Consider the following 26,532-nt stretch of genomic DNA (forward strand, 5'->3'; position numbering starts at 1 on the left):
GCTCCCAGCCCTTGATGTGACGCGCGCGCCCGCGCCGAACCGGTCTCCCCTGCGGCGGCGCGGCCGCCGCAGACGCAATCCAGGCGCAAGCTTGATGGTCCAGAAGCGGCCTCGACACGGAGGGGATTGAGAGCGTGGCAGCGGCCGTAGAAGCGCTCGCGCCGGACGGCAGAGTCCGGCGGGATGTCTGGTTCGCCCTCGGGATCATCGCGATCCTCGCGGTGCTGTTCCTGCCGGTTCCGGCCGTGCTGATCGACATCGGTCTGGCGCTCTCCATCGCGCTGTCCGTGCTGATCCTGATGGTCGCGCTCTGGATCCAGAAGCCGCTCGAATTCTCGTCCTTCCCGACGATCCTGCTGATCGCGACCCTCCTGCGTCTCGCGCTCGGGATCGCGACGACGCGCCTGATCCTGGCCAACGGCGATGCGGGCATCGACGCGGCCGGCCACGTGATCCAGGGCTTCTCGCAATTCGTCATGAGCGGCGACTTCGTGATCGGCCTGGTGGTCTTCGCCATCCTGATCACCGTGAACTTCCTGGTGATCACCAAGGGCGCCACCCGCATCGCCGAGGTCGGGGCCCGCTTCACCCTGGACGCGATCCCCGGCAAGCAGATGGCGATCGACGCCGACCTGTCGGCGGGCCTGATCGACGAGAAGGCGGCCCAGCAGCGGCGGCGGGAGCTCGAGGAGGAGAGCGCGTTCTTCGGCTCCATGGACGGCGCCTCGAAATTCGTGCGCGGCGAGGCGGTCGCGAGCCTGATCGTCATCGCGGTCAACATCTTCGGCGGGATCATCATCGGCGTCACCCGCCACGGCCTGCCGCTGGCGAAGGCGGCCGACGTCTTCACCAAGCTCTCGGTGGGGGACGGCCTCGTCGCGCAGATCCCAGCGCTGATCGTGTCCCTGGCCGCGGGCCTGCTGGTCTCGAAGGGCGGCACGCGGGGGACGGCGGAGCAGGCGGTCCTCGGCCAGCTCGGCGCCTATCCGCGGGCGCTGTTCGTCGCCGCCGGGATGATGGCAGTCTTCGCGATCATGCCCGGGATGCCGTTCGTGCCCTTCGCGCTCCTGAGCGTCCTGATGGGCACCGTCGCCTATCTGGTCCCGCGCCGCATCGCCGAAGCGCAATCGAAGGTCGACGCCGAGGCGCAGGTCAAGGAGCAGCAGCGCCTCCTGGAGAACCGCGAGAGCGAGGCCGTCAAGGAATCCCTGAAGACCGCCGAGATCGAACTGCGCCTGGGCAAGCATCTCGCGGTGCAGATGCAGAGCGCCCAGCAGGAACTGGCCCACCGGGTCGGCCGGATGCGCCGCAAGTTCGCGCAGCAATACGGGTTCGTTGTCCCGGACATCAAGCTCGTCGAATCGCACACCGTCCCGAGCAAGAATTACGAGATCGCGATCCACGGGACCGTCGTCGCCGCGCAGCAGGTGCGGCCCGGCGAGATGCTGATCGTCGTGGGCGACGGGCCGCTGCCCACCATCACCGGCGAGGAGGTGCGCGAGCCGGCCTTCGGCATGCGGGCCGTCTGGGTGCCGGACGCCTACGCCCAGGAGGCCAAGCGCGAGGGATTCAGCCCCATCGACTGCAACTCGGTCATGCTGACCCATGTCAGCGAGGTCATCCGCAACAACCTGCCGCAGCTCCTGTCCTATAAGGATCTGCGGATGCTGATCGACCGGCTCGATTCGGAATACAAGCGCCTCGTCGACGACATCTGCCCGTCGCAGATCTCGTATTCGGGCCTGCAGGCGGTGCTCAAGCTGCTGCTGGCCGAGCGCGTGTCGATCCGGAACCTGCACCTGATCATCGAGGCCATCGCCGAGATCGTCCCCCACGCGCGCCGCGCGGAGCAGATCGCCGAGCATGTCCGGCTGCGGATCGCGCAGCAGATCTGCGGCGACATCGCCGAGAACGGGGTGCTCAGCGTCCTGCGCCTCGGAAGCCGCTGGGATCTCAGCTTCCACCAGGCGCTCAAGCGCGACGCCAAGGGCGACGTGGCGGAGATCGACATGGATCCGCGGCTCATCGAGCAGTTCGGCGTCGAGGCCTCGGAGGCGATCCGGGCGCACATGAAATCGTCCCACAAGTTCGCCCTGGTCACCGCGCCGGAAGTCCGCGGCTACGTGCGGATGATCATCGAGCGCCTCTTCCCGACGATCGCCGTGCTGTCGCATGTCGAGATCGCCCGGGGCGTCGAGATCAAGTCCCTCGGCACGATCTCCTGACCCCGGATGAGTCCCGAGACGATCCTCGGCGTCTTCATGATCTTCTGCCGCGTCGGCGGCTGCCTGATGGTCGCCCCGGGCCTGTCGAGCACGCGGGTGGCGCAGCGCGTCCGCCTGTTCATCGCCCTGACGGTGACCCTCGCGGTGGCGCCGCTGCTGCTGCCGAAGTTCAGCGCGCAGCTGCGCAACGCCGCGCCGGCCGACACCCTGTGGTGGATCGGATGCGAGACGCTCACCGGGATCGCCATCGGCTTCTTCGGCCGGGCCTTCTATTTCGCCCTCGAGACGATGGCGACCGGCCTGGCGACGATGATCGGTCTCGGGGGCATCCCGGGAAACCCGGTCGCCGACACCGAGGGGGCCTCGCTGGCCGGCTCGCTGATCATGACGGCGGCGACGATCCTGATCTTCGTCCTGGACCTCCACTGGGAGCTGTTCCGCGGGCTCGTCGCCTCCTACGACCGCATCCCGGCCGGGACCCCGTTCGGCTCGGGGCCGATGCTGGCGGGCTTCGTCGACCGGATCACGGAGGCCTTCGTCATGGCCCTGCGGGTGACGAGCCCGTTCATCGTCTATTCCGTGATGGTGAACCTCGCCCTCGGTCTGGCCAACAAGCTCACGCCGCAGATCCCGGTCTTCTTCATCGCGACGCCGTTCGTCCTGTTCGGCGGCCTGCTCCTGCTGATGGTCCTCTCCAACGACATGCTCGTGCAGTTCATGCTCGCCTACGAGCACTGGCTGAAGCGGGGCTGACATGCGGACGCGCCTCCGCCGGGCCACCCGGCTCCTCCGCCTGCAGGACCGGATGCGCCAGCTCGCCGAGCGGGAACTCGCCGTCGCGGAGCGCCGGGTCCAGGCGGCCGACACCGCCCAGGCCGATCTGATTCGCGCCCTCAACGAAGCGTCGGCGTTTCACGAGCCGCTCCGTGCGACGGCGCTCGATCGCCTGAAGAGGCTCGCGGTCACCGCGCAGGGGCTGCGCGCCGAACGGGCGGTCTCCGCGCGGCAGCTCCTGGATCGGGCCACGCAGCACAAGCGGACCGAGCAGTGGGTCGGCCGCCTCGAAGACGCGCACCAGCGCTCTCGGGAGAAGCAGGATTGGGCCGAGCGGCTCGATCTCCTGTCCGCCGGCGTCGCCGCAGCGGCAAGCCTCCCGCCAGCCAGACCGGATAGCCTACCGGACGAACCCCTCGTGCCCACACCCGCGACGGATCCGGTCGGCCCCGAAGACCGGACCGGACGCGGGCCCAGCCCTCCGGATACCAGCGCGCCGTGAGCGTCCAGCCGCCCTCCGATATCGTCCTCGACGTGGCGCGTGCCGCCGATCCGACCCGCTATCAGGCCGCCGTGACCAAGCTCACGGAGGGCTCGCCCGCGACCTTCGCCGACGCGCTCGGCGCGGCCGCGGCCGCGCATGGGGGCGTCTCCGCCTTCGCGCAGCCGAGCGCCGACACCGTGCTGACCCGCTTCCGGACCGCCGCAACCCTCGCGGCCCCCGGTCCCAAGGGGAAACCGGCCCAGCAATTCGAGGCCTTCATCCTGCAGAGCTTCGTCGAATCGATGCTGCCCCAGGGGGCCTCGGCGGTCTTCGGCAAGGGCAATGCCGGGTCGATCTGGAAGTCGATGCTGGCCGAGCAGCTCGGGGCCCAGCTCGCCAAGGCCGGCGGCATCGGCATTGCCCGGATGATCGAGGCCGCGCATCCCGGCGCCGGGCAGCCGGCACCGGGCCGCCGGACTCCCGCGGCCTGAGGCCGGCCCGGCCGCCCACGCCTCCCCCACGGACACGGACCATGCTGCTGTCATCCCTGAGCCGCCTCGAAGCCATCATCGATGCCGAGACCGACGCGCTCACGGCGCACGATCTGCGGGATCAGGACGATTTCAACCGCCGCAAGAGCCAGAGCCTGGTGGAGCTCGCGCGCCTCGGGCGGGCGGTGGATGCGACGCAGCTCAGCCCCCCGGAGATCGACAGCCTGGAACGGGTCCGCGCCAAGCTCAGGCGCAACCACGAACTCCTCGGCATCCACCTGCGCGCCATGCAGGAGGTCTCCGACATCGTCTCGACCATGATCCAGAGCGCGGAATCCGACGGCACCTACTCGGCCGGCCTGCGCTATCAGGAGTGACCGCCCGTGGCCCGCATCGTCATCACCGGCCTCTGGATCTGCGCGATCACGGTCCTGTCCAGCTTCGCGGTGATCACCTGGATGCCGGCCTTTCCCAAGCCGAAGGCCGAGGAGTACCTGGAGGGCCTGACCTACCAGAAGCTGCGCCCCCTCAGCATCCCGATCATCGCGGAGGGCAACGTCCAGGGCTACGTCATGGCCACGATGATCTTCACGGCCGATTCGCACCTGATCAAGGGCATGGGCGTCACCCCGGCACCGTTCGTGATGGACGAATCGTTCCGGCAGATCTACGGCGACGGCGACCTCGACTTCCGCAATCTCAAGAAATACGACATCAACAAGCGCCTGGAGGAGATCAAGCGGCGCGTCAACGAGCGGCTGGGCTCAGACATCGTCAAGGACGTGATGGTCGAGAACTTCAACTTCGTCACGAAGAAAGACATTCGCAGCTAGAGCACGTCTTCGAAGTCTGACGAAGACATCGCCGCGCATCGACCCCCGATCATGGGTTTCCAAAGGGCTTGCGGCCCTTTGGCCGGGTTCGGGGGCGGAGCCCCCGAGCGCAGGGCTCTGCCCGGCCCCCGCAAAAGGTCACGGACCTTTTGAAACCGGGACGCGAGCCGCGCTCCGTCGCGGGCCTGCGGGACACGATCCGCGATCCGCCCCGGGACGAGGCGCGCCGATCGGATGCGGCAGTCGGGTATCCGGCGCCGCGCAGGGCTCATTCTGCGAAGGTACGCCGGACCGCCTCCGCCTCGACCGCGCGCAGGAGCCGGTTCAGGCTCTCCGGGGACACGGCGATCAGCAGACCGCCGGCCACGCTGCGCACGCCCGAAAGGCCGTAGCGCAGCACGGGCCCCCGGGACCCGGTCCAGGTGCGGCCCGCCGCAAGGTCGTCGAACCGGCCGGCGATCGCGTGGGGCACGATGTGCAGCCGCCGCTCGCCGTGCAGGGCGAACACGCGCCGGGTCGTGTCGAGGGCGATCGCCACGGCGGGGTCGAAGTGCAGGGAGCCTTCGACCGAGAGGGGGCGGTCCCCGGTGACGAACCCGTCGAGGACGGCCAAGCCGGAGAGATCCTCCAGCAGCACGAAGGCCCGGCCGTGCCGGTAATCGGGACCATGCACGCTGGTCGCGATGCGGTGCAGGGTGGCCTCGCCCAGCCGGACCGGCGGCCGGGCGAAGCCCGCGCCCGCCCCGGGCTCGCGGCCATCCGGAACGACGACGTTGTGTGCCCGCGCCGCCGGCAGGTGCCGACCCTCCCCCTCCGTGATCCAGCGCAGGCCCCCCGCCGCGAAGGTGAAGGCCGTGCAGTCCCGATGGTCCTGCGGATGAACCTGCTCGGAGAAATCCGCCGTGAAGGCGGACCATCCGGTGCCGTCGCCCGGCCGGCGCAGGCTGAGCGCGCCGGGCCGGACCGCCCCGACCGGGGCGGACGCTCCGCCGCCCACCGGTCCCGGCGGCGATGCGGCCGCGGCGGCCGCGGGACGCGCCCGCGACGCGGCCAGCCGCCTCAGCCAGCCGGCGCCGTCGGTCTGGTCGGGGGCATCGTCGAACGGGGGCAGGGCGCCGTCCGGCTCGAACAGGGCGGCGAGGCTTGCCCAGGCCTTCGGGACGCGCGCGTCCAGGAGGCCGGCCAGGGCCGCGAGCGCGGGCCGCGCGGCCAGGACGGGCACGAGGACGAGAGCCAGGGTGAGGATCTCCAGGCTGCGGTGATAGGAGGGCTCGGCGATGCCCCCCTCGGGATCGATCAGCGCCGCGAAGCCGCGCTCCAGGGCGTTCACCGCGAGGCCGGTCCAGTGCGGCGCCATGGGAAAGGACGGGAGGGCGAGGCCCGCCGCCAGCAGGGCGGCGGCGACCTGGACCTCCAGCGGCGAGCCCGCCACCGTGTGCTGGGCGAGGATCTCCGCCAGCGCCCCGGCATGCCGGACGACCTCGCCGCCCAGGATCTCGACCGCGGCGGCGTCCGACGGCTCCGCCGCCTGCGCGGCGCCGAGCAGGCCCAGCATCGCCTCCAGGCGCAGCGCCATGCAGGCGGGATGCAGGCTCAGCCCATCCGCCGGCCGGCCCCAGGGATTGGCCCGGGACCAGGCGACCGCGACCGCGACCGCGCGGGCGCGGATCCCGGGGTCCGAGCCCGCGGCGGCGGCGCAGGCCCAGGCCAGGGACTGGAACGCCAGGCGCCAGGCGCGCGAGCGGAACGGATCGGCCGCCCAGTCCGGCACGTCCGGCAGCGGCCAATCGGGGTGGGCCGCGATCCGGACGGCGCCCGCGGCGAAGGCGCAGGCATCGGGTCCGTCCCGCAGACGGGCGAAGCTGCGCAGCGGTGACGGCCCCTCCGCCAGGGCGGCGCGATCGAGGTATGGCCGGATCGATGCCGCCGCCTCGGCGCCCCCCAGCCGGGGGGCGCCGAGGCGGCCGAGCAGCCGTGCCAGGAACGCCGCGGCGCCCGGATCCGCGTCGTCCGCCAGATCCGCCAGCCGCAGATCGTCGTCGAGCAGCACGTCCGGCGCGCCGGCCAGCGCGAGATCCGCATCCGCGTCCCAGGCGGCGAACCCGATCTCCAGCGTCGCGGCCTGCGGCGGCGGCGTGACCTTCAGGGTGAAGCGGTAGGCCTGCCGATGCACCGGGATGTCCAGGAAGGCGGGAACCGCCACCGTGGCCATCGTGTCGGGGTAGGGGGGCGGGATCGGGCTGCCCCGGGCATCCCGGAAGGCGAGGCGGGCCAGGGCGCCCTCGGTCCGTCCCCGCGCGATCACCTGCCCCTTGAAGACGAGCGGTCGCCCCGGGACGAGGCCGTGCCGGAACCAGACCGGTTTGGTCCCGAGGACGATCCGGCCGTCCCGCGTCAGCCGGCGCGGCGGCGGTCCGGCGGCCTCCGCCGGGAGCGACGCGCCGGGCGCCGCCGGCCGGATCTCCGCGTCGATGATCCGGAACGGCTGCGCGTTGCGCCAGCTCCGGATGACGACGGTCACCTCCGCGGCCGGGGCCGGAAGGTAGAAGCGGCGCCGGACGGGGACGGCGCGGCCGCCTTGGCCCGCCGCGGCGGGCCCGGCGAGCCAGTCCCCGTGCGCATCCATGGAGGTCCGGGCCAGCCCCGGGACATGCGCGAAATCGACCTCGGACCGGTCCTGCGCCAGGAACGCGAAGCCGATCGCCACGAAGTCCTTGGCGGCGGAGGCCGCCTCGGTGGATGCGCAGAGCATGCATGCGCTGAACTCATACCATTGATCGGCGGTGAGGCCCGGAAACGAGAAGGCCGCCCGGGACCAGCGATTCCGATTGCCGACGACGGGGTCCGAATCCGCGGGACGCGCAGCGCTCGCGTCCGCCCGCACCGATGCGGGCGCCATAGCGTGATGTTCGTGCATCGGATCGGGCAATTCTCGCAAAACCGGATCGCGGCGCGCGGCACGCAACCGCACGAGCCGATACCGCAGCATTTTGAAGCTACGTTGTCCAGGGTCGATGATTTCCTATAAAGTTTTCGTCAAAATGCGCTCAAGATTGCTATGGATTCTGAATTTTTGTCGGACTTTACATCTGCGCTTGGCGGTCAAGACGCCGGCCAAATTCTTGACCCGATCGATGACTTACGTCACCGTGCACCCGCAGTTAAGAGTCATGTCTTTCAGAGCGTTATTCACATCAGATCTACGGATCGAAATGGAAGGAGACTGCTGACAATGTACGTCATTGTCGACGAAAGGCCGATAGTTACGGATGGATACGTAGCGAGCTTTTTCAGAGAAGGCGTCTCTTCGGTCGGATTGCTGTCGGCGGATTTTGAAGAGTGGCTGCAATCCGCCCCGTCGAGCGACATCGACGCGGTGCAGGGATTCCTCCTGGGCGATTGCGAGCAGCGCTCGGACTGGGCGGATCTGATCCAGAAGCGATCCCGCGCGCCGATCATCGCGATGATCGAGACGCGCTGCCTGACCGAGACGCTGCAGCTCTTCAGAGCCGGCATCGACGATGTCGTCCGCAAGCCGGTTCATGTCCGAGAAATCCTCGCCCGGACCGAGGCCGTATGGCGGCGTTCGCAGCGCCAGGCGACCAAGGACGCGACCGTGCTGGATCGGACCGCGCGGCTGAAGGTGTATTTCGACGGCCGCGACCCCGACATCGACGGGGAGAAGATCGCCCTGCCGCGCCGCGAACGGCAGATCCTGGAGTTCCTCGTCCGGAACCGGGGGCGCCGGATGACCAAGGAGCAGGTGTTCAACGCGGTCTACGGCGCCTTCACCGACGACGTGGACGAGAGCGTGATCGAGGGGCACATCAGCAAGCTTCGGAAGAAGCTCCGGCAGAAGCTGAGCTTCGATCCGATCGAGGTCCGGCGCTATCTCGGATACGCCTTCGTGAACTGACCGGCCGGTGCCGGCTTCGCCCGGCCTGGGCGTCCGGCGGGCCGGGACAGACCCACCGTCATGCACGGGTTCGAGGGGCCGGCGGCACGTCACCGCAAGCTTCGGACAAGACAGCCCGCGCAAAGTTCCGCCGACAGGCAATTGTCACGCTGCAGCGGACCGCCATCCCAATGCAGCGGCTCGGGATCCGCTCCCCGATTCGGGGGCGGCCCTGCCGCCGTCCTTGCCAAGCCGGAAAGCCGACAGGTCATGAACCCGATCTTTCTGTTCAATCTCGCAGCCCGCCAGCTGCAGCACCTCACGGCCCGCCAAGCCGTGATCTCGGGGAACGTCGCGAACGCCAACACGCCGGGCTACCAGGCCCGGGACCTGACCCCGTTCCGGGAGGTGCTGAACAAGACGGCGCTGTCGATGGCGGCGACGCATACCGGCCATCTGGAGATCGACGGCCCCGGCGCGCGTCCCGCTCGGGCGGCCGCCTCGGACGGCTGGGACGTCGTCCATTCCGGCAATTCGGTCAATCTCGAGGAGCAGCTGATGAAGGCCGGCGAGGTGAGCCGGGACCAGGCGCTCAACGGCGGCATCGTCAAGGCCTTCAACCGGATGCTGGCCACGAGCGTGAAGTCCGGGCAATGATCGATCCCCTGGTCGCCTCCTCGCGGATCGCCGGCTCGGGCATGGGCGCGCAATCCGAGCGCATGCGCGTCATCGCGGAGAACATCGCCAACGCCCAGTCGACGGGGCAGACCGCCGGCTCGGATCCCTACACCCGCAAGACGATCACGTTCCGCACCGCCCTCGACCGGGCCTCGGGGACCGCGGCCGTGTCGGTCCGGCAGATCGGCGAGGACAAGGCGCCGTTCCGGGTCGAGTACGATCCCGGAAATCCCGCGGCGGATCAGAACGGCAACGTCAAGCTGCCGAACGTGAACATGCTGATCGAGATGGCCGACATGCGGGAGGCCAACCGCTCCTACGAGGCCAATCTGCAGATGATCAAGCAGACCCGCTCGATGGTCGCCAGCATCATCGAACTCCTGAGGCCGTGATGATCCAGTCCCTCGCAGCCCTCGCCAGCACCACCGACAAGACCTCCGTCTTCGGACCGGGCGAATTCGGCCTGACGATGCCGGGAGTCCGGCAGACGGCCCCCACGGCGGGGGCCGCCACCTTCGGCGATCTCATGACGCAGGTCGCCGGACAGATGCGGGACACCGTGAAGACCGGCGAAGCGACCGCGATCGCGGGGATCCAGGGCACCGCCTCGACCCAGGCGGTGGTCCAGGCGGTCATGTCGGCCGAGCAGACGCTCCAGACGGCGGTGGCGGTCCGCGACAAGGTCGTCGCCGCCTACCTGGAAATCGTCCGCATGGCGATCTGACGCGGCTGCCCGCCCCGGGTCCGCGCGCCGCCGGCACACGGATCACCCCCCTCTCCGGCGCAAGGACCTGATCATGAGAGCGCTCGCCATCGCGGCCACGGGCATGAACGCCCAGCAGCTGAACGTCGAAGTCATCGCCAACAACATCTCGAACCTGAACACGACGGCCTTCAAGGCGGCGCGCGCGGAATTCAAGGACCTGATCTACCAGGCCGAGCGGCCGGCGGGCGTCCCGATCCAGGCCGGCGAATCGGCGATCCCCGAGGGGGCCATGCTGGGCCTCGGCGTCCGCAACACGGCGATCCGGAACCTGCACCGGCAGGGCCCGCTCACCAACACGACGAACCCCCTCGACTTGGCGATCAACGGCCGCGGCTGGTTCCAGGTCACGATGCCCAACGGCGAGATCAACTACACGCGCGCCGGCTCCTTCAACAAGAACGCCGACGGGCGCCTGGTCACGGCCGAGGGCTACAGCGTCGATCCGGCGATCATCATCCCGCAGAACGCCATCGACGTGATGATCAACGAGACCGGCCAAGTGATGGTCAAGGTCGACGGACAGCAGCTGCCGCAGACGATCGGCCAGCTGCAGCTCGCCAACTTCACCAACGATGCCGGGCTCGAGCCCCTGGGCAACGGCCTGTACCGCGAGACGGCGGCCTCCGGCCTGCCGGTGACGGGCTTCGCCGCCGATCCGGGCTTCGGCAAGGTCGAGCAGGGCTATCTCGAGACGTCCAACGTCGATCCGGTCCGGGAGATCACGAACCTGATCTCGGCCCAGCGGGCGTTCGAGATGAACTCGAAGGTGATCCAGGCGGCGGACGAGATGGCCGGCACGATCTCGAAGGGCATCCGCTAAGATCATGACCCGAGACGCTCGCCCCGTGCGAATCGCGGCGCGGATCGCCCGGGCTCTGGGTGCCGTCTGGGCGCTCGGCCCCGGCCCGGTCCCGGCCGTGGCGGCGGAGCAGACGCTGCCGGTCCCGGTGGCGACGATCTACGCGGGCGACGTGATCAAGCCCACGATGCTGCGCGAGCAGGCGTTTCCGGAGAACTACAGGCCGCGCCTTCCGGCCGTCGATTCGGCGGCGCGGGCCGTCGGGCGGATCGCCCGGCGGACCTTGCTGCCCGGCGAGGCGATCCCGTCGATCGCCCTCGAGGAGGCGAAGCTCGTGACCCGCGGCGCGCCGACCACGATCCTGTTCGAGGAGCACGGCGTCGAGATCTCGACCCTGGGCACCGCCCTGGCGAACGCGACGGTGAACGAGCCGGTCAGCGTCCGGAACACCGCCACGGGGCGCATCGTCCAGGGCGTCGTCCAGCCCGACGGCCGGGTGCGGACGGGGCAGCCGTGATGCGCAGGCTGGCCCTCCTCCTCCTGGCCGCACTCGGCCTCTGGCCGGCCCCCGCGGCGGCGACGCGGATCAAGGACATCGCGTCGCTCCAGGGGGTCCGCGACAACCAGATCGTCGGCTACGGGCTGGTGACCGGGCTGCAGAGCACCGGGGACACCCTGCGCAACTCGCAGTTCACGGAGCAATCCCTGCAGTCGATGCTCGACCGGCTGGGCATCAACGTGCGTGACCAGCGCCTGCGGACCCGCAACGTCGCGGCCGTGATGGTGACGGCCAATCTCCCGGCCTATGTCGAGCCGGGCTCGCGGGTCGACGTCTCGGTCAACTCCATGGGCGACGCCACCTCCCTGCGCGGCGGCACCCTGCTGATGACGCCGCTCTCGGGGGGCGACGGGCAGGTCTACGCGGTCGCCCAGGGCGCCCTCCTGGTCTCGGGCTTCAGCGCCACCGGCCAGGCGGAATCGCTGATCTCCGGGGTGGCGACGGCGGCGCGGATCCCCAACGGCGCCCTGGTGGAGCGCGCGGTGGCGGGCACGTTCCGGGACCTGCCGGGCATGTCGCTCGAACTGAAGAACCCGGACTTCCACACCGCCGTCCTGATCGCCGACGCGATCAACGCCTACACGCTGCAGAAATACGGGCACCGGGCGGCGAGCCCGCGCGACTACCGCACCGTTGTGCTGTCCCGCCCCGGCCATGTCGGGCGGACGCGGTTCGTCGCGGAGATCGGCGAGTTGCAGGTCCAGCCGGACATCCCCGCCAAGGTGGTGATCGACCAGCGGACCGGCACCGTCGTGATCGGCCGGAACGTCCAGGTCTCCACCGTGGCGGTGACCCATGGCGACCTCACGGTGCGCATCACGGAGACGCCGCAGGTGTCCCAGCCGGCCCCGTTCTCGGACGGGCAGACGACCGTGGTGCCCCGGACCGACATCCAGGCGGCCGAGCAGCTGGGCCGCCTGGCCATCGTCTCGGGTCCCGACCTGCAGACCCTGATTCGCGGCCTGAACAATGTCGGGATGAAGCCGACGGACGTGATCGCCATCCTCCAGGCGGTGAAGACCGCAGGCGCCCTTCAGGCGGAGCTGGTGATCCAATGACCGGCCCGGTCCAGCAGAGCCGCAGCGGCGGGGACGATCGGCGCCGCCCAGGCGGCCGCCGGCGCGGCGGCTGGCTCGGCCTCGCGGTCGCGGTCGCCGCCGCCCTGCCGGCCGCCCGGGCGGCGGCCCAGCAGAAGCCGGCCGAGGCGAAGGCGGAGGAGGCGCAGCCGTCGCAATATTGCGCGGGCATCGCCAACGCCGCCGCCGACGCCCGCTTCACCTGGCAGAAGGAGACGCTCACGGCGCTCGGCAAGGATGTCGAGGCGCGGATCGGCCAGCTCGAAGCCAAGCGTGCCGAGTACGAGACGTGGCTGAAGCGGCGGCAGGCCTTCCTCGCCAAGGCGGACGAGAGCGTCACGGCGATCTACGCCAAGATGCGCCCCGAGGCGGCGTCCCAGCAACTGACCGCCATGGACAGCGAGGCGGCGGCCGCGATCCTGACCCGCCTCGATCCGCGCGCGGCCAGCGCGATCATGAACGAGATGGATCCCGGCCGGGCCGCGCGCCTGGCCAACGTCATCACCAACACGCCCCCGAAGGATCCGGTGCCGTTCAGGCCGGACGAGGCGACCAAGCCCCCCCCCGAGCCGCGCTCGGACACGGGGGACCGTCGCCCGCAGAACAGCGAGAAGTCAGGATGAAGCGGCTCGAGCGCCTGCCAGCGCAGGGGAACCCGGGTTCGGGCACGGGCGCGCGCGGCGGCACAGGTCCGGAATCGCTCCGGGTCGCCGTGCGATCGGGCGCGGCTCTGGCCGCCATCGCGGCGCTCGCGGCGCTGGGCGCCTGCGCCACGCCCATCCAGGAGATCGGCAAGGCGCCGCCCCTGAGCCCCGTGGGCTTCGGCATCGACCCGAGCCACAACGCGGTGCCGCCCCTGGCCGTCGCGTCGCAGGCGCAGGGCTACCATTCGACCTGGGCCCAGCAGAGTGCCGACCTGTTCCAGGATCCGCGCGCCAAGAATGTCGGCGACGTGCTGACCGTGATGGTCGCGATGAACGACAAGGCCCAGTTCGACAATTCCACGGACCGGTCGCGCGATTCGCGGGTCAAGTCGAGCCTGGACTTCCAGTACGACCTGTTCGGCATCGGTACGGAATCGAAGAACCACTACGAGGTCAACGGCAACACCTCGGCCAAGGGGCAGGGCACGATCGACCGCAAGGAGCAGCTCCGGCTCTCCATCGCGGCCGTGGTCACGCACGTGTTCCCCAACGGCAACCTGATGATCAGCGGATCGCAGGAGACGCGCGTCAACTACGAGGTCCGCGTGCTGAACATCGCCGGCATCGTGCGGCCGCGGGACATCTCGCGCCGGAACACCATCGACTACGACAAGATCGCGGAGGCGCGGGTCTCCTACGGCGGCCGCGGACGTCTCATGGAGGTCCAGCAGCCCGCCGTGGTCCAGCAGGTCTACGATCTCGTCTCTCCGTTCTAGAGCGTCTCCGCGGGTCCGCACGGGGACATCGTCGCGCATCGACGCCGGATCATGGGGTTCCAAAGGGCCGCACGGCCTCTGGCCGGGTTCGGGGCCGAAGCTTCGGATCGGGCTTCGCCCCCCGGCAGGGCTCGGCCCTGCACCCGCAAAAGGTCACGGACCTTTTGAAACCGAGACATCCGATCCCGGATCACGGGGCGCACAATTTTTCTTCGAGGCGCGCGCAGTCTCGCCGAGACGGGGACGATCCATGGCTTCAGATTCGGGGACCGAGCGCTCCAAGCTCCGCTGGCTGATTCTCCTGGCGGTTCTCACGATCCTGGCGGTCGGGGTCGGAGGTGCGAGCGGCCTTTACATGATCAACCGGGTCGAGCAGGCCGTGGACGAGCGGAAGAAGGCCGAGGAGGAGAACGTGCAGCGGGTGATCACCTACGATGCGGGATCGACCCTGACGAGTCTCGGCCCCGTGGTGACGAATCTCGCCACCCCGAGCGACGTCTGGATCCGCCTCGAATCGTCGGTCGTCGTGAAGACCGGGGCCTTCGCCAACCCGCAGGCCATGGCGGCCGAGATCCGCCAGGATATCATCGGCTACCTGCGCACGGTGTCCCTGGCCCAGATCGAGGGGCCGAGCGGCCTGAGCCACCTGCGGGAGGACCTGACCGAGCGGGTCCAGATCCGCAGCAAGGGCCAGGTCCGCGACTTCTTCATCGAATCCCTCGTCGTCCAGTAGGTCGACCGGCCGGTCCCGCCCGCGGGCGCCCGTCCCGGGACCGGACGCCGAGTCTCCGACGGTCATCGTCTTTCCCCGAAGGCCGGCGGCCATCTTTCGGGATGTCCGTCTCGGCCGCCGAACATCAGGACCGGTCACGCCATGCTGCGTCGCGTTTTTCTGGCGGGCCCGCTGCTCCTCGTCGCCACGGCCGCGAGCGCCCAGGGTTTCAGCCTCGACCAAGTGCTGCCGCCGGGGAACGGGTCGATCAGCGGGCGGATGATCCAGGTCATCGCGCTGATGACCGTGCTGTCGATCGCGCCGGGCCTCCTCGTCATGGTGACGAGCTTCACGCGATTCGTCGTCGCCCTGTCGTTCCTGCGGTCGGGCCTCGGCCTGCAGAGTTCCCCGGCCAACCTCGTGCTGATCAGCCTGTCGCTGTTCATGACCTTCTACGTCATGGGACCGACCTTCGACCGGGCGTGGCAGGACGGCGTCCGCCCGCTGACCGAGAACAGGATCACCGAGGAGGAGGCCTTCGCCAAGGTGACCGCGCCGTTCCGGGACTTCATGCTGGCCCATGTCCGCCCCAAGGACCTGGACACCTTCGCCGAGATCGCGGCGGCCAATCTCCCCAACGCGCCGGATGGCGGCCGGACCGATCTGCGCGTGCTGATCCCGGCCTTCATGATCTCCGAGTTGCGCCGGGGATTCGAGATCGGCTTCCTGATCGCGCTGCCCTTCCTGGTCATCGACATGATCATCGCCGTGCTGGTGATGTCGATGGGCATGATGATGCTGCCGCCCACAGTGATCTCGTTACCGTTCAAGATCCTGTTCTTCGTCCTGATTGACGGGTGGAATATGCTAATCAGTGGTTTGGTCAGATCCTATTTTTGAAATACCTCAATTCGATGGCAAAATTGGCAAACTTTTCAGACTCGCGATCCGAATTTCGAAACGCGTGTTGACTCAGGTCTTGGATTGCTTCATCTCATCAGTGTCGGAACGAAGAATTTTGCGGCGTCGACGCAGGCGCTGCGATGTTTCGGGCCCGCTATCGATGGCAGATTAGTCCCCGTGCCCAGCACGACGGATCAAAGGCATGACGCCGCGCTGCCATACCGGTGAAAATCCGGCATGTCCCACTTCCGTAACTGACGAAGGGACATCTTCATGTCGAGTCTGTTGACCAATACCGCCGCGATGACGGCGCTCACCACCCTCAAGACCACCAACCAGTCGCTCGAGCAGTCCAGCAACCGCATCGCCACCGGCCAGAAGGTGGCGACCGCCTCCGACAACGCCGCCTACTGGTCGATCGCCACCACCATCCGCGCCGACAACGGCTCGCTGGGCGCCGTCAAGGACGCCATCGGCCTCGGCCTGGCGACCGTGAACGCGGCCGTCTCGGGTCTCGAGAACGTCAAGAACTCGTTCCTCGAGATCAAGAACCGCCTGACCGCGGCCCTGAACCCGAACGTCGACCGCAACAAGCTCCAGACCGAAATCGCCGCCCGCCAGAACGACCTTCGGACCGTCGCCTCCAGCGCGGCGACGAACGGTGAAAACTGGCTCGCCGTCGATTCGGGCTCGGGCAACTACACGGCCAACCGCAAGATCGTCGCGTCGTTCAGCCGCGTCCAGGGTCAGATCTCGGTCGGCACCGTGACGGTCAACGCCGACGAGACGAAGCTCTACGACGCCAAGTTCTCGGCCGGCTCGACCGGTACCGGCGCAGTCGATTCCGGCACGACCGGCGGCATCGTTGCGACCTACACCGCCGCCAAGACGAGCTACGACACGGCGACGACAGCGTTCAACGCCAGCGACAAGGGCACGAGTGCCCTCGCGACCTACACCGCGGCGCAGAAGGACTACAACACGGCGAAGGCATCCTTCGACACCGCCGTCACGGCCGCGAACACGGCTGCCGCGACCGGCGGGACGGCCACGGCGGGCGCAGACGGCACGGGCGGCATCCTCAACAAGGAATATGCCGTCTTCGGTGCCGACGAGAACGGCCTCTACAAGAGCTACTCGCTGAGCGTCGACAAGATCGACATCGGGGCGATTCAGAACACCGACCTGTCCAAGCTGCGCGCCTACGTCAACCTGGCCGACAAGGTGCTGAGCAACATCACCGACGTCGCCACCAAGCTCGGCGCCGTGCAGGCCCAGATCCAGACGCAGTCGAACTTCGTCGACGTTCTGATGAAGAACAACGACAAGAGCGTCGGCATCCTGGTGGACGCGGACATGGAAGACGAGTCGACCAAGCTGAAGGCCCTCCAGGTCCAGCAGCAGCTCGGCGTCCAGTCGCTCTCCATCGCCAACCAGAGCACGCAGCAGATCCTGAGCCTGTTCCGGTCGTAAGTTCGACCGCTCAGCGAACACCGCATCCGCCCCCGGGCGGATGCCGGCCGCGCGTCTTCGGGCGCGCGGCCTTTTTCGTCGCGGCGGCGCCCCGCGCGTCGCCATCCCCACACAAGATTGATGCGCCACCCTGGCGCCAAGCCCCTGCGGTGGAGGTCTGAGTCCCGTCGATGCCCGGTCGCGCGCACCTCGAGAAGCTGTGGAACAACATCCTGGAGCTCGGTCCCCGGCGGCTGATCGCCCTGGGACTGGTGGGGCTCACCGTGTTCCTGGCCGTCGGCCTGGGCGCCTATTATCTGAGCCGCCCCCTGCGGGAGACCCTCTATGCCGGCCTGAGCCGCGATGACGTGACCCGCATGGGCGCCGCGCTCAAGGATGCCGGGATCCCCTTCGACGTCAGCGCGGACGGGACCGCACTCCTGGTCAGCTACGGGCAGACCGCGCAGGCGCGCATGCTGCTCGCCGAGAAGGGTCTGCCCCAGAGCGGGAAGGCCGGCTACGAACTGTTCAACGACCTGGGCTCCCTCGGGCTGACCTCGTTCATGCAGGACGTCACCCGGGTCCGCGCCCTGGAGGGTGAGATCGCCCGCACGATCCAGACGCTCAAGGGCGTCAAGGCGGCCCGGGTCCACATCGTGATGCCCGATCCCGGCTCGTTCCGCCGGGAGCAGCAACCCGCCTCGGCCTCGGTGGTGGTGCGCACGGAGCCGGCCAACGATCCCACGGTCGCCCCCGCCATCCGGCAGCTCGTGGCCGCCGCGATCCCCGGGATGAAGCCCGACAAGGTGACCGTTCTCAACACCGACGGGACGGTCCTGCTCGCGGGGGACGACGCCACCACGGCGCCGGCCGGCCGCCTGGCGACCCTCGAACAGACCATTAACCGGGAGATCCAGGACAACATCCGCCGGACGCTCACCCCCTATCTCGGGCCGAACAATTTCGAGGTCAGCGTCGTCGCGCGGCTGAACACCGACAAGACCAAGACCGACGAGACGATCTTCAATCCCGACCAAAAGGTCGAGCGCTCGCAACGGACCGTCAAGGAAACGGAGAGTTCGCAGAACCGCGCGCCGCAGAAGCCGACCACCGCGCAGCAGAACCTGCCCGGCCAGAACGTCCAGTCCTCGGGCAACGAGAGCTCAAATTCCGAGAGCCAGCGCCGCGAGGAGCTGTCCAATTTCGAGGTCTCGTCGAAGACGGTGCAGACCGTCAGCGACGGCTACTCGGTCAGGACCCTGTCGGTCGCCGTTCTGGTGAACCGGACCCGGCTCGAATCCCTGGCGGGCGGGGCCAAGGATGGCGCCAAGGACGGGGCCAAGGTCGACCTCGATCCGCAGATCACCGAGATCGAGCAGCTCGTCGCCTCGGCCTCCGGCTTCAACAAGGGGCGGGGCGACCAGATCAAGGTCGCGGCGGTCAGCTTCCTGAACGACGGCCAGCCGCTCGCCCCGGTCCCGACCCTCGGCTTCGGCGAGGTGCTGATGCGCCAGTCCGGCACGCTGATCAACGCCGCCACGATCCTGATCGTGGGGTGCCTGCTGATCTGGTTCGGCCTGCGTCCGGCCGTCAACGCGATCCTCGCGCGCTCACCCGAGATCAGCACCGAACTGGCGCTGGCCACGCCGGAGGAGGACGCGGCGTTCGACGCGCTGCAGGCGGCGCAGCTGGCCGCGGCGGCGCCCCCGCCCAACCTGATCGAGGATCTGACCGATCAGATGGCCCGCTCGCCGGTCCGCAGGCTGGAACAGCTGGTGGAGCTCGATGAGGAGCAGGTCGCCAACATCCTGAAGCAATGGCTCACCCGCGAAGAGGCCGCGTGATGGCGGATACGCCCCCGGTCTGGACCGTCTTCTCGGGCACGGGCCAGCGATCCTCCTCGACCTTCACGGCGCTGGCTCCCAAGCGCGCGGAGCCGGACGCGCCGCCGCCGCCGGATCTCGACGCCGTCGCGGCCGCCGCCCGGGCGGAGGGCCGCCGGGAGGGCGAGGCGCGGGCCCGGGAGGCGGCGCAGGCGCACGCCGCGGCCGCGCGGGAGGCCGCAGCCACCGCGCTCGCCGAGGCCCGGCAGCGCTGGGTCGAGGCCGAATCCGCGGCCCTGGCGAGCGCCTTCGCCGAGCAGGTCCGGGCGCTGGAGGAGCGCCTGGCGCAGAGCCTGGCGCGGGTCCTCCAGCCCTTCCTGGCGGAGGCCCTGCGGCGGGAGGCGATCCACGAGCTGCACGCGACGCTCGCGGCCCTGGTGACGGACGACCAGGCCGGGACCCTCGCGGTGACCGGTCCGGCGGATCTCGTCGCGGCGCTCGCGCAGCGCCTCGACCTGCCGCCCGGCCGCCTCACCGTCACCGCCGACGGCAGCCCCGATCTGCGCATCCGGCTGAACGGAACCGTGGTCGAGACACGGCTCGGGGCCTGGGGGGCGCGCGTGGCAGCCCTGATCGAGGAGGGCTGACCATGGCCGACGGCCATTCCGAGATCATCATCGTCCGGCGGGCGGCCGAGGAGGAACACGCCCATCACGGGGGTGTCTGGAAGATCGCCCTGGCGGACTTCATGACGACCCTGATGGCGCTCTTCCTCGTGCTGTGGCTGATCAAGGCCTCGAACGAGGAGACCAAGACCAGTATCGCCAACTACTTCAATCCGATCAGCCTGTCCGAGGCCCTGCCGGTCCGGAAGGGTGTGCACGATGCGCAGCCCGCCGCCGCGGATCCGACCGCGAGCCACGGCGACGGCGAATCGGAGGCGAGCGGGCGGGAAAAGGGCGGCGCCCTGCCGCCGGGATCGGTGGCCCGGGAACGGGAGCTGTTCCAGGATCCCTACACGGTCCTGGCGACGCTCGCCGCCGAGGCCGAGCCGGACAAGCCGCAGAGCGCCACGATCGGCGATCTGGGCGAAGCGGGCCGGCGCGGCGGCGACGCCCCGCGCGATCCGTTCGACCCGCTCTACTGGCAAGTCACCACCCTGTCGCCCGCGAAGGCCGACCGGCCGGCCTCCACCGGGATCACGCCGCCGCCGGAGCGGACCAGGCCCGATGCCCGCGCCGCCGGGGTCACCGACGCCAAACCGGGCGAGGTCAAGGCAGGCGAGGTCAAGGCTGGGGATGCCAGGATGGGGGACGCCAAGATCGGCGAGGCCAAGACGGGCGAGGCCAAGGCGGGCGAGACCAAGGCGGGCGAGACCAAGGTAGTCGAGACCAAGTCCGGGGAGGCCCAATCGGGCGCGGTCAAGACGGCGGCGGCCGGGGCGGGGGAGGTCAAGGCCGAGGGCGCGTCGGCGAACGGGATCGGCCAGAATCAGGCGGAGGCCCAGGCCGCGCTGAAGGCCGAGATCGCCAGGATCTTCCCGCCCAGCGCGCCCGGTCCCCATGTCGAGGTCCAGGGGACGCCGGAAGGGCTCCTGATCAACGTGACGGACGACCTGACCTTCAGCATGTTCGCGGTGGGCTCGGCCGAGCCCCGGCCGGAGATGGTACGGGCCATGGAGCGCCTCGCCAAGGCGCTCGCCGGGCGACCGGGCCGGATCATCGTCCGCGGTCATACCGACAGCCGTCCGTTCCGCTCGGAGGTCTACGACAATTGGCGGCTCTCGACGGCGCGGGCCCACATGGCCTCCTACATGCTCACCCGGGCCGGGATCGGCGAGGGGCGGATCTGGCGCGTCGAGGGGGCATCCGACCGGATGCCGCGCAATCCAACGGATCCGAAGGCCCCCGAGAACAGGCGGATCGAGATCCTGCTTCAGGCGTCTCCGGGATGAGGCGGTCCCTGCCTGGCCTGATCGGCCTTCTCGTCACCGGCCTTCTTCTCGTCACCGGGCTTCCGGGACCGGCCGCCGCGGAACCGGGCCCTGCGCCGGCCGCGGCTCCGCAGGCGGAGCGCCCGGCACAGCCGGATGCCGCGCCCGCCAATCCGGTGGCCGCCAATCCGGTGGCCGCCAATCCGGTGGCCGCCAATCCGGTCGCCGCCAATCCCCTGCCGGCCGATCCCGGGCCGTCCCCCGCGCCGGCCGCGGAGGCGCAGCCCCGCAAGGACGGGCCGGTCGCGTGGGTGCGCACGCTGCAGCTGCTTCAGGATCGGGTCGCCACGGGATCCCTGGCGGCCCACGAGGGCCAGCCCGTGGTGATCGCCCGGATCAACGCGGATCTCCTGGGTGCGGCCCCGGAGGTCTGGACCGATCCGCACAATCTCCAGGCCGCCATCGTGTTCGCCCTGAGCGGCGGCGGCCCGGCCATCCTGCGGCGCCTGACCAAGCAGGAGGGTCTCGGCGAGCCCGAGGCGACGCTCGCGCGCGGGGCGCTCGCCTACGTCGAGGGGCGGGAGGCCGAGGCGAGCCGCCTGCTCAAGGACGTCGACATCGCCGGCCTGCCGCTGACGCTGGCCGCCGCGATCGGCCTCACGCAGGCGTCGCTCACCGTGACCGAGAACCCGATCCGGGCGATCGCTCTGCTCGATCAGGTCCGCCTGCTCCTGCCGGGGACCTTGTCGGAGGAGGGCGCCCTGCGCCGCGAGATCTTCACCCTCGGGCAGGTGGGCGACCTGAAAAAGTTCGAGGCCCTGGCGATCCAGTACCTGCGCCGCTTCCCGCACTCGATCTACGCGGGGAATTTCCGCCAGCGCCTCGCCTATCAGCTGACGAAGCTGGATTTCGGCCAGGACGAGGGGCGCTTCGCCGCGCTCGGCCGGATCCTGGACGAGCTCGGCCCCGAGAGCCGGAAGGACCTGTACCTGCTGATCGCCCGCACGGCGATCCAGGAGGGCAAGACGCGCTCGGCCCTCCTGGCCGCCGACCGGGCCTTCGCCCTCTGCCCCCCCGAGAGCCCGGAGGCGCTCCAGGCGCGGCTCTACCGGGCCGCCGCCGAGATCGTGAGCCTGGCGACGTTCCAATCCGGGCTGCGGACCCTGAAAGCCATCGACAGGTCCAGGCTGCCGCGGCGCGACACCCTCCTCCTCGATACCGCCCTGGCGACGGCCGAGGAGATCCGGCGGGGGCTCACCGGCAAGCCCGGCCTGCCGGAGGCCGACACCGCCGCGGCGAAGCCGGCGCAGGCCGCGGCGGCGGCCGACGAGCCCGCCAAGCTGATCCCCCGGGCCCAGGCCATGATCGACCGGATCGATCTGCTTCTGAGGAAGGCGAACCCGTGAACCCGATCTCCGCCACGGTCCAGAAGGCGATCCCGCAACCCGATCGGGACGTGTCGCCCCCGCAATCGGAGGCCGACGCCCCGAACGCGCCGGAAACGGGCGCCAAGCGGGGCTTCTCGGCCGCCCTGCGCGCGGCCTCGGGCCGGCCGGCGGCCCCCCGGGGCGACAGCGACACCGGTGAGGCGGCCGAGCCGGACGGGATTGCCGGGACGGCCGAGTCCGTGCCGGCGGCCCAGGCACTCTTGGCAGCGCCGCCATCCGCAGCCGATGCGGCCAACGCGACAGCGGCGATCCTCGCCAACATCCTGAACGCCGTGACACCGGCGGGCGCTCCCGCGGCCCCCACGGCGGGGGGGCCGGCGGGCGCTCCGGCGGCCGCCACGGCGGGCGACGCGAAGAGCCGTCCCGGAACCGCGGGCGCAGCGGCGGTCGGGGCCACCGGGGGCGATGCCGCCGCGATCGGCACGGCCGCCTCCGCACCGGCCGCGACCGCCGGCTCCGGAGCGCTCCCGGCGGCCGGAACCATCCTGGGGGCGGCGAACACGGCGACCGCGCGGCCGGAGGGGATCGATCCGGGCCGCCTGCCCAAGGTCGCGGTGCTCGACCGGGCGGTCCACTTCAAGCCCGTCGTCGCGAAGCCGATCTTGCGCCCCCCGGCGCTCGCCACACCGCCGGCCCCGGCCTCCGTGGACGGGACCGGGGCTAGGCCGCAAGCCGCCCAGGCCGGATCGCCGGCGCTGACCGCCACCAAGCCTCAACCGAACCGGGCCGGGTTGCCGGAGCTGGTCGCCGCCGCGCCCGGGGCGCAAGCCCTGAGCCTGCCCCAGAACCAGGGCGCACCGGCCCCCGATCCCGCCGGTGCGGCGGCCCGGGCGGCCGGTGCCGGACTGGAGAAGGCGGATGTCACCGCCCTCGCGGATACCCGTGCGATCACGGGAATCGCCAGGACGGGGCTTGCCTCCGCCGGGGGATCCGAGGCGGCGGACGCCCCCGGCCCGACCGGGCTGGACGGGACCGCACCGAGCCTGCCCGCCGGCGCCCTGCCGACGATCGCGGCGGCCATCAAGGACGAGATCGACCGCGCCGCCGCCACCGATTCGGCACCCCGGGTCCAGGCCGATCCGGCGGTCCGGACCGGCCCAGACGGTCCGGTGCGCGTGCTCAGGATACAGCTCAGGCCGGAGGATCTCGGGACCGTCACGGTGGAGTTGCGGCTCACGAACGGCCAGCTCGAAACGCACCTGCGCGCCTCGCAGCCCGAGACGGCGGCCCTCCTGCACAGGGACGCGGCGATCCTCACCGATCTGCTGAAGCAGGCCAACTACCAGGCCGAGGTCACCGTCGCCCAGGCGCGCCCGGCCGAGGCGGGGGGCTTTTCCGGCAACGCCCCCGCGCAGGGGCAGCCCGGCTTTTCCGGGGGCGCCCGACCGGGCCAGGGCGGGGACAGGCAGCGACAGGCGGACCAGGGTCCGGCCGCCGGCAGACGGGAGGGAGAGCGGGGAGATGACACGATACGTCCTCGCGACGGCGGCGTTTATCTGTAGCGCGGTCCCGGCGGCGGCAAATGTCTGCGAGGCCGAGATGGGCCGCGCCTCCGCGCGCTACGGCGTGCCCCTCGGCGTGCTCTACGCCGTCGGTCTCGCGGAGACGGGCAAGCGCGGCTCCCTCCAGCCCTACGCCATGAACATCGAGGGCGCGGCCTATTTCGCGACCGGGCCAGGGGACGTGATCGCCCGCTTCAGGGAGGCGCGGCGCAGGGGCGCGCGCCTGATCGACCTGGGCTGCATGCAGATCAACCACCATTACCACGGCGGCAAGTTCGGCTCGGTCGAGGCCATGATCGACCCGCACGCGAATGTCGACTACGCGACGCAATTCCTCCGGGCGCTGAAGCAGCGGGAGGGCAGCTGGACGCTGGCGGTGGCGCGCTACCATGCCGGGCCGCACAACGACGCGGCGCAGAGGGTCTATGTCTGCCGGGTGATGACCAACATGGTCGCGACGGGCTTCGGGCAGTGGACGCCGGCCGCGGCGCGGTTCTGCCGGTGAGGCCGAGCGGCGGATCGGGCTCCGCCGGGGGCCACGATCACAGACCCCGACAGCTTCCGTAGCTGATCTTGATCTCGGTGCGATCTTGCGGGTTGAGCTGGGCCTCGACGAAGTTCAGCTTGATCAGGTCGATCAGGAAAAAATAGACACCGTTCTGGCACTTGATCGCGTTGTGCGGCGAGCGTTCATTCAACCGCGGCGATGCGGGTTGGCACTCGTAATAGTCCGAGCGTCCGGCGGAGATCACGGTCAGCAGGCCGCCGCTTGAGACCAGGGAGAAGGTGCGGGCCTTCTGCGGTGGCGGCGGCGGTTTCGTCCCCTCCGGCACGGCGGCGGTGTCGAGACCGACCGATGCCGCCTCCGTACAGGTCAACGGGCGGCGCAACTGGGACGCCGATGGCGTGATGCTCAGCAGGAGGAGCGCACCGGCGAGGGCTACCCGGTTGGCAATCATCGGCGTGACATCCGTGATTCGTGGGTAGATTCTACCGACAAGCTAGACCGTCGCCGCCCGGTGTAAATGCCGCATGCCCGGCCAGCCGGGTCGATCAACAGTTTCCCGGCGGCATTCGATGGATTTCGATCAGTGACTCATGGTCGATCCGGGATCTTCGGCAGCATCCGGCCGGCCAGCACCCAGGACCACCCGGTCTTCATCGCCCCCCGGCGGCCCCGGGCACCGGGCGCCCGCGAGACGCAAAACCGCCCGGCGCAACGTCGTTGTCCGACAGCCGGCGGCCGCCTTTCGGGACGAGGCTCTACTCTTCGGTCTCGTCCGGATTGTCGTTGGCGGCGGGGTCGACTTCGCACCGGGCCGCGAGGGCGAGTCCGATTTCCATCAGCAGCAGCCGCGACAGGAGTTGCATCATCGGCGTACCGTGCGATCCCATCAGCCGGTGGGCGCGGATGGCGGCTCTCACCATGCGGTCAAAACCGTCGTCGTCGGGCATGGCGCTGCCATAACCTGATCGCCCGCGGGAATACAACCTTACGGTTGTACGCCTTTTCGGCAACGGCCGCGGCGACGGGGCGGCCGAGCCCCGCTCGCGACACCGGGCCCGTTGCCACGGAGACCCGGCTCCGATCGGGACGCTACGGCGCGGCCGCCGTCGGGGCCGCCGCGAAGGTCGGGATCGACGCGGGGGCCGCCGCCGTCTCGGGCTTGGCCGCGCGGGCGTCACGCTTCTCGTAGAAGGCGTTGCCGCCGGCTTCGGCCACGTAATGCATGTTGGTGTAGGCGTAGTGCCGCCCCGCGGTGTGGAAATACATCGCCTTGCCGACCTGCGGGTGACGCTCGCCCGCCAGGACGGCGTCGGCGGCGTCGGCGACCTTCTGGAGGTCCTTGTCCTGCATCGGCTTGGTCAGGACCCCCGCGGCGAACTGGCCCGGCTGGCCGACCACGGCACAGATGCCGCCCGGAAAGATCGCATTCTCCAGCCGGTTCATGACCACGGTGCCGACCGCGATCAGGCCGCCCTCGTCGCTCCGGTTCGATTCGAAGTACATGGCCCGGCCCAGGCAATCCCGCTCGGCATCGCTGACGGCCACCGGCGGCTTGTGGCCGGGGATCGATCCCGTCGTGAGCACCGGCGCGGCCGTATTGCAGGCCCCCAGGCCGCAGGCCACGGCCACCAGGACAGGAATGATCTTCGTCCGCTCGCTACCCTGCATGCAGGCCCGCTCCGTTCTGCGTCGTCCGCGTTCCGCTGCGCCTCGGCGCCGGGCAAGCTTGACGGCACGTTCGCGGCGAGGATGTGGCGCGGGTCCGGGACGCCGGCCGGGCCCGGTCGTGTCGCCGAAGGGCCACAGCGGCGGTCGACCGGTCGCGGCGGTCCTGACGCGGCGGGCCGTGCTTTCAAGGCCGGCCCTGGCCGGTGGCCAGGATGGTCACGCCCACGGCGATCACCGCGATGCCCGCCAGCATCGTCGGGTTCACCGTCTCGCCATACAGCCACGCGCCGCCGATGGCGGCGCCGATCATGCCGATCCCGGACCAGATCGCGTAGACGACGCCGATCGGCAACATGTCCATGCTGGTCGACATCAGCCACAGGGCGGTCCCGTAGCCCGCAGCCACGATCAGCGTCGGCCCCGGCCGGGTGAAGCCGTCGGCCGCCTTCAGCGCCAGGGTGGCGGTGACCTCCGCGCTGATGGCGAGCCCGAGGATCAGGAACGGATTCATGGCACGGCGAACTTTCTGCGCGGGACGGCTACGTGAATGCGACGCGGGACGCGTGTAGAGATCTGCCTCGAA

The 26,532-nt window shown here is 70.1% G+C and carries 29 protein-coding genes; 24 read left to right on the forward strand and 5 right to left on the reverse strand.

All coding sequences use genetic code 11. The annotated features are described in order from the left end of the window. Nucleotides 1–134 precede the first annotated feature (134 nt). From flhA to AC3IF1_RS17220, 6 genes are read left to right on the forward strand one after another with little or no spacing between them, the layout of a single operon-like run. Complete coding sequence (gene flhA, locus AC3IF1_RS17195) at nt 135–2,225, forward strand: flagellar biosynthesis protein FlhA (protein WP_489218601.1); 2,091 nt, start codon at nt 135–137, stop codon at nt 2,223–2,225. A 6-nt stretch (nt 2,226–2,231) separates the two neighbouring features. Continuing rightward, nucleotides 2,232–2,978, forward strand: coding sequence for a flagellar biosynthesis protein FliR (fliR, locus tag AC3IF1_RS17200; RefSeq protein WP_489218602.1), 747 nt, complete (start codon nt 2,232–2,234; stop codon nt 2,976–2,978). A gap of 1 nt (nt 2,979) precedes the next feature. Beyond that, nucleotides 2,980–3,501 carry a hypothetical protein gene (locus tag AC3IF1_RS17205; protein WP_489218603.1) on the forward strand — a complete coding sequence of 174 codons (522 nt, stop codon included), beginning with the start codon at nt 2,980–2,982 and terminating at the stop codon, nt 3,499–3,501. Further along, nucleotides 3,498–3,974, forward strand: coding sequence for a rod-binding protein (locus AC3IF1_RS17210; protein ID WP_489218604.1), 477 nt, complete (start codon nt 3,498–3,500; stop codon nt 3,972–3,974). The genes AC3IF1_RS17205 and AC3IF1_RS17210 overlap by 4 nt, the downstream gene beginning before the upstream one ends. 41 nt (nt 3,975–4,015) lie before the next feature. Then, entirely contained in the window at nt 4,016–4,351 is a 336-nt protein-coding gene (locus tag AC3IF1_RS17215; RefSeq protein WP_489218605.1) for a flagellar protein FlgN, read from the forward strand. Between the two features lie 6 nt (nt 4,352–4,357). After that, nucleotides 4,358–4,807 (forward strand): hypothetical protein, encoded by a 450-nt coding sequence (locus tag AC3IF1_RS17220; RefSeq protein ID WP_489218606.1) that lies wholly within the window; start codon nt 4,358–4,360, stop codon nt 4,805–4,807. 268 nt (nt 4,808–5,075) lie between these two features. Here AC3IF1_RS17220 and AC3IF1_RS17225 read toward each other — a convergent pair whose 3' ends face one another. Next, nucleotides 5,076–7,559: a heparinase II/III domain-containing protein gene (locus AC3IF1_RS17225; protein ID WP_489218607.1), complete on the reverse strand. Its 2,484-nt coding sequence runs from the start codon at nt 7,557–7,559 to the stop codon at nt 5,076–5,078. Between the two features lie 480 nt (nt 7,560–8,039). Between AC3IF1_RS17225 and AC3IF1_RS17230 the strand changes: the two genes are divergently transcribed. The 18 genes from AC3IF1_RS17230 (at nt 8,040) to AC3IF1_RS17315 (ending at nt 24,278) form a co-directional block, all read left to right on the forward strand. Then, a complete protein-coding gene (locus AC3IF1_RS17230) occupies nt 8,040–8,723 on the forward strand; it encodes a response regulator transcription factor (RefSeq protein ID WP_489220403.1) in 684 nt (227 codons plus the stop codon). A gap of 249 nt (nt 8,724–8,972) precedes the next feature. Beyond that, nucleotides 8,973–9,359 (forward strand): flagellar basal body rod protein FlgB, encoded by a 387-nt coding sequence (flgB, locus tag AC3IF1_RS17235; RefSeq protein WP_489218608.1) that lies wholly within the window; start codon nt 8,973–8,975, stop codon nt 9,357–9,359. Next, the gene (gene flgC / locus AC3IF1_RS17240; RefSeq protein WP_489220404.1) at nt 9,359–9,772 is read left to right on the forward strand and encodes a flagellar basal body rod protein FlgC; all 414 of its coding nucleotides are present in this window, start codon (nt 9,359–9,361) and stop codon (nt 9,770–9,772) included. Before flgB ends, flgC begins: the two co-directional genes overlap by 1 nt. Then, nucleotides 9,772–10,104 (forward strand): flagellar hook-basal body complex protein FliE, encoded by a 333-nt coding sequence (fliE, locus tag AC3IF1_RS17245; RefSeq protein WP_489218609.1) that lies wholly within the window; start codon nt 9,772–9,774, stop codon nt 10,102–10,104. Before flgC ends, fliE begins: the two co-directional genes overlap by 1 nt. 73 nt (nt 10,105–10,177) lie before the next feature. Beyond that, the gene (flgG, locus tag AC3IF1_RS17250) at nt 10,178–10,966 is read left to right on the forward strand and encodes a flagellar basal-body rod protein FlgG (RefSeq protein ID WP_489218610.1); all 789 of its coding nucleotides are present in this window, start codon (nt 10,178–10,180) and stop codon (nt 10,964–10,966) included. A gap of 4 nt (nt 10,967–10,970) precedes the next feature. Further along, a complete protein-coding gene (gene flgA, locus AC3IF1_RS17255; RefSeq protein ID WP_489218611.1) occupies nt 10,971–11,462 on the forward strand; it encodes a flagellar basal body P-ring formation chaperone FlgA in 492 nt (163 codons plus the stop codon). Then, a complete protein-coding gene (gene flgI / locus AC3IF1_RS17260; RefSeq protein WP_489220405.1) occupies nt 11,462–12,562 on the forward strand; it encodes a flagellar basal body P-ring protein FlgI in 1,101 nt (366 codons plus the stop codon). The genes flgA and flgI overlap by 1 nt, the downstream gene beginning before the upstream one ends. After that, nucleotides 12,559–13,203 carry a MotE family protein gene (locus AC3IF1_RS17265; RefSeq protein ID WP_489218613.1) on the forward strand — a complete coding sequence of 215 codons (645 nt, stop codon included), beginning with the start codon at nt 12,559–12,561 and terminating at the stop codon, nt 13,201–13,203. Before flgI ends, AC3IF1_RS17265 begins: the two co-directional genes overlap by 4 nt. A gap of 89 nt (nt 13,204–13,292) precedes the next feature. Further along, nucleotides 13,293–14,000, forward strand: a complete 708-nt coding sequence (gene flgH, locus AC3IF1_RS17270; RefSeq protein WP_489220406.1) for a flagellar basal body L-ring protein FlgH — start codon at nt 13,293–13,295, stop codon at nt 13,998–14,000. Nucleotides 14,001–14,250: 250 nt separating this feature from the next. Beyond that, the gene (locus tag AC3IF1_RS17275) at nt 14,251–14,733 is read left to right on the forward strand and encodes a flagellar basal body-associated FliL family protein (protein ID WP_489218614.1); all 483 of its coding nucleotides are present in this window, start codon (nt 14,251–14,253) and stop codon (nt 14,731–14,733) included. Between the two features lie 141 nt (nt 14,734–14,874). Further along, the gene (gene fliP / locus AC3IF1_RS17280) at nt 14,875–15,612 is read left to right on the forward strand and encodes a flagellar type III secretion system pore protein FliP (protein ID WP_489218616.1); all 738 of its coding nucleotides are present in this window, start codon (nt 14,875–14,877) and stop codon (nt 15,610–15,612) included. 276 nt (nt 15,613–15,888) lie between these two features. After that, nucleotides 15,889–17,088 carry a flagellin N-terminal helical domain-containing protein gene (locus tag AC3IF1_RS17285; protein WP_489218617.1) on the forward strand — a complete coding sequence of 400 codons (1,200 nt, stop codon included), beginning with the start codon at nt 15,889–15,891 and terminating at the stop codon, nt 17,086–17,088. A 170-nt stretch (nt 17,089–17,258) separates the two neighbouring features. Then, a complete protein-coding gene (gene fliF / locus AC3IF1_RS17290) occupies nt 17,259–18,911 on the forward strand; it encodes a flagellar basal-body MS-ring/collar protein FliF (protein WP_489218618.1) in 1,653 nt (550 codons plus the stop codon). After that, nucleotides 18,911–19,537 carry a hypothetical protein gene (locus tag AC3IF1_RS17295; protein WP_489218620.1) on the forward strand — a complete coding sequence of 209 codons (627 nt, stop codon included), beginning with the start codon at nt 18,911–18,913 and terminating at the stop codon, nt 19,535–19,537. Before fliF ends, AC3IF1_RS17295 begins: the two co-directional genes overlap by 1 nt. Nucleotides 19,538–19,539: 2 nt before the next feature. Beyond that, nucleotides 19,540–20,844: a MotB family protein gene (locus tag AC3IF1_RS17300; protein ID WP_489218621.1), complete on the forward strand. Its 1,305-nt coding sequence runs from the start codon at nt 19,540–19,542 to the stop codon at nt 20,842–20,844. Further along, entirely contained in the window at nt 20,841–22,229 is a 1,389-nt protein-coding gene (locus tag AC3IF1_RS17305) for a chemotaxis protein (protein ID WP_489218622.1), read from the forward strand. The genes AC3IF1_RS17300 and AC3IF1_RS17305 overlap by 4 nt, the downstream gene beginning before the upstream one ends. Continuing rightward, nucleotides 22,226–23,773 (forward strand): flagellar hook-length control protein FliK, encoded by a 1,548-nt coding sequence (locus AC3IF1_RS17310; protein ID WP_489218623.1) that lies wholly within the window; start codon nt 22,226–22,228, stop codon nt 23,771–23,773. The genes AC3IF1_RS17305 and AC3IF1_RS17310 overlap by 4 nt, the downstream gene beginning before the upstream one ends. Beyond that, the gene (locus tag AC3IF1_RS17315; RefSeq protein WP_243967373.1) at nt 23,733–24,278 is read left to right on the forward strand and encodes a transglycosylase SLT domain-containing protein; all 546 of its coding nucleotides are present in this window, start codon (nt 23,733–23,735) and stop codon (nt 24,276–24,278) included. Before AC3IF1_RS17310 ends, AC3IF1_RS17315 begins: the two co-directional genes overlap by 41 nt. Nucleotides 24,279–24,315: 37 nt before the next feature. Here AC3IF1_RS17315 and AC3IF1_RS17320 read toward each other — a convergent pair whose 3' ends face one another. From AC3IF1_RS17320 to AC3IF1_RS17335, 4 genes are all read right to left on the reverse strand, one after another. Further along, nucleotides 24,316–24,732: a hypothetical protein gene (locus AC3IF1_RS17320; RefSeq protein ID WP_489218625.1), complete on the reverse strand. Its 417-nt coding sequence runs from the start codon at nt 24,730–24,732 to the stop codon at nt 24,316–24,318. Nucleotides 24,733–25,036: 304 nt separating this feature from the next. Beyond that, on the reverse strand, nt 25,037–25,228 hold the full coding sequence (locus AC3IF1_RS17325) for a hypothetical protein (RefSeq protein ID WP_243967370.1): 192 nt from the start codon (nt 25,226–25,228) through the stop codon (nt 25,037–25,039). A gap of 142 nt (nt 25,229–25,370) precedes the next feature. Continuing rightward, complete coding sequence (locus tag AC3IF1_RS17330) at nt 25,371–25,949, reverse strand: cell wall hydrolase (protein ID WP_243967369.1); 579 nt, start codon at nt 25,947–25,949, stop codon at nt 25,371–25,373. Nucleotides 25,950–26,133: 184 nt separating this feature from the next. Then, the gene (locus tag AC3IF1_RS17335) at nt 26,134–26,460 is read right to left on the reverse strand and encodes a DMT family transporter (protein WP_489218627.1); all 327 of its coding nucleotides are present in this window, start codon (nt 26,458–26,460) and stop codon (nt 26,134–26,136) included. Nucleotides 26,461–26,532: the final 72 nt, after the last annotated feature.

This window comes from Methylobacterium sp. E-012 (assembly GCF_057836545.1).

Bases quoted from the DNA above. Each gene is read 5' to 3' on its own strand.
- fliR (WP_489218602.1), top strand. From the start codon at position 2,232: ATGAGTCCCGAGACGATCCTCGGCGTCTTCATGATCTTCTGCCGCGTC.
- AC3IF1_RS17205 (WP_489218603.1), top strand. From the start codon at position 2,980: ATGCGGACGCGCCTCCGCCGGGCCACCCGGCTCCTCCGCCTGCAGGAC.
- AC3IF1_RS17215 (WP_489218605.1), top strand. From the start codon at position 4,016: ATGCTGCTGTCATCCCTGAGCCGCCTCGAAGCCATCATCGATGCCGAG.
- AC3IF1_RS17225 (WP_489218607.1), bottom strand. From the start codon at position 7,559: ATGCTCTGCGCATCCACCGAGGCGGCCTCCGCCGCCAAGGACTTCGTG.
- AC3IF1_RS17230 (WP_489220403.1), top strand. From the start codon at position 8,040: ATGTACGTCATTGTCGACGAAAGGCCGATAGTTACGGATGGATACGTA.
- flgB (WP_489218608.1), top strand. From the start codon at position 8,973: ATGAACCCGATCTTTCTGTTCAATCTCGCAGCCCGCCAGCTGCAGCAC.
- fliE (WP_489218609.1), top strand. From the start codon at position 9,772: ATGATCCAGTCCCTCGCAGCCCTCGCCAGCACCACCGACAAGACCTCC.
- flgG (WP_489218610.1), top strand. From the start codon at position 10,178: ATGAGAGCGCTCGCCATCGCGGCCACGGGCATGAACGCCCAGCAGCTG.
- flgA (WP_489218611.1), top strand. From the start codon at position 10,971: ATGACCCGAGACGCTCGCCCCGTGCGAATCGCGGCGCGGATCGCCCGG.
- flgI (WP_489220405.1), top strand. From the start codon at position 11,462: ATGCGCAGGCTGGCCCTCCTCCTCCTGGCCGCACTCGGCCTCTGGCCG.
- AC3IF1_RS17265 (WP_489218613.1), top strand. From the start codon at position 12,559: ATGACCGGCCCGGTCCAGCAGAGCCGCAGCGGCGGGGACGATCGGCGC.
- AC3IF1_RS17275 (WP_489218614.1), top strand. From the start codon at position 14,251: ATGGCTTCAGATTCGGGGACCGAGCGCTCCAAGCTCCGCTGGCTGATT.
- fliP (WP_489218616.1), top strand. From the start codon at position 14,875: ATGCTGCGTCGCGTTTTTCTGGCGGGCCCGCTGCTCCTCGTCGCCACG.
- AC3IF1_RS17285 (WP_489218617.1), top strand. From the start codon at position 15,889: ATGTCGAGTCTGTTGACCAATACCGCCGCGATGACGGCGCTCACCACC.
- fliF (WP_489218618.1), top strand. From the start codon at position 17,259: ATGCCCGGTCGCGCGCACCTCGAGAAGCTGTGGAACAACATCCTGGAG.
- AC3IF1_RS17295 (WP_489218620.1), top strand. From the start codon at position 18,911: ATGGCGGATACGCCCCCGGTCTGGACCGTCTTCTCGGGCACGGGCCAG.
- AC3IF1_RS17300 (WP_489218621.1), top strand. From the start codon at position 19,540: ATGGCCGACGGCCATTCCGAGATCATCATCGTCCGGCGGGCGGCCGAG.
- AC3IF1_RS17305 (WP_489218622.1), top strand. From the start codon at position 20,841: ATGAGGCGGTCCCTGCCTGGCCTGATCGGCCTTCTCGTCACCGGCCTT.
- AC3IF1_RS17315 (WP_243967373.1), top strand. From the start codon at position 23,733: ATGACACGATACGTCCTCGCGACGGCGGCGTTTATCTGTAGCGCGGTC.
- AC3IF1_RS17320 (WP_489218625.1), bottom strand. From the start codon at position 24,732: ATGATTGCCAACCGGGTAGCCCTCGCCGGTGCGCTCCTCCTGCTGAGC.
- AC3IF1_RS17325 (WP_243967370.1), bottom strand. From the start codon at position 25,228: ATGCCCGACGACGACGGTTTTGACCGCATGGTGAGAGCCGCCATCCGC.
- AC3IF1_RS17330 (WP_243967369.1), bottom strand. From the start codon at position 25,949: ATGCAGGGTAGCGAGCGGACGAAGATCATTCCTGTCCTGGTGGCCGTG.
- AC3IF1_RS17335 (WP_489218627.1), bottom strand. From the start codon at position 26,460: ATGAATCCGTTCCTGATCCTCGGGCTCGCCATCAGCGCGGAGGTCACC.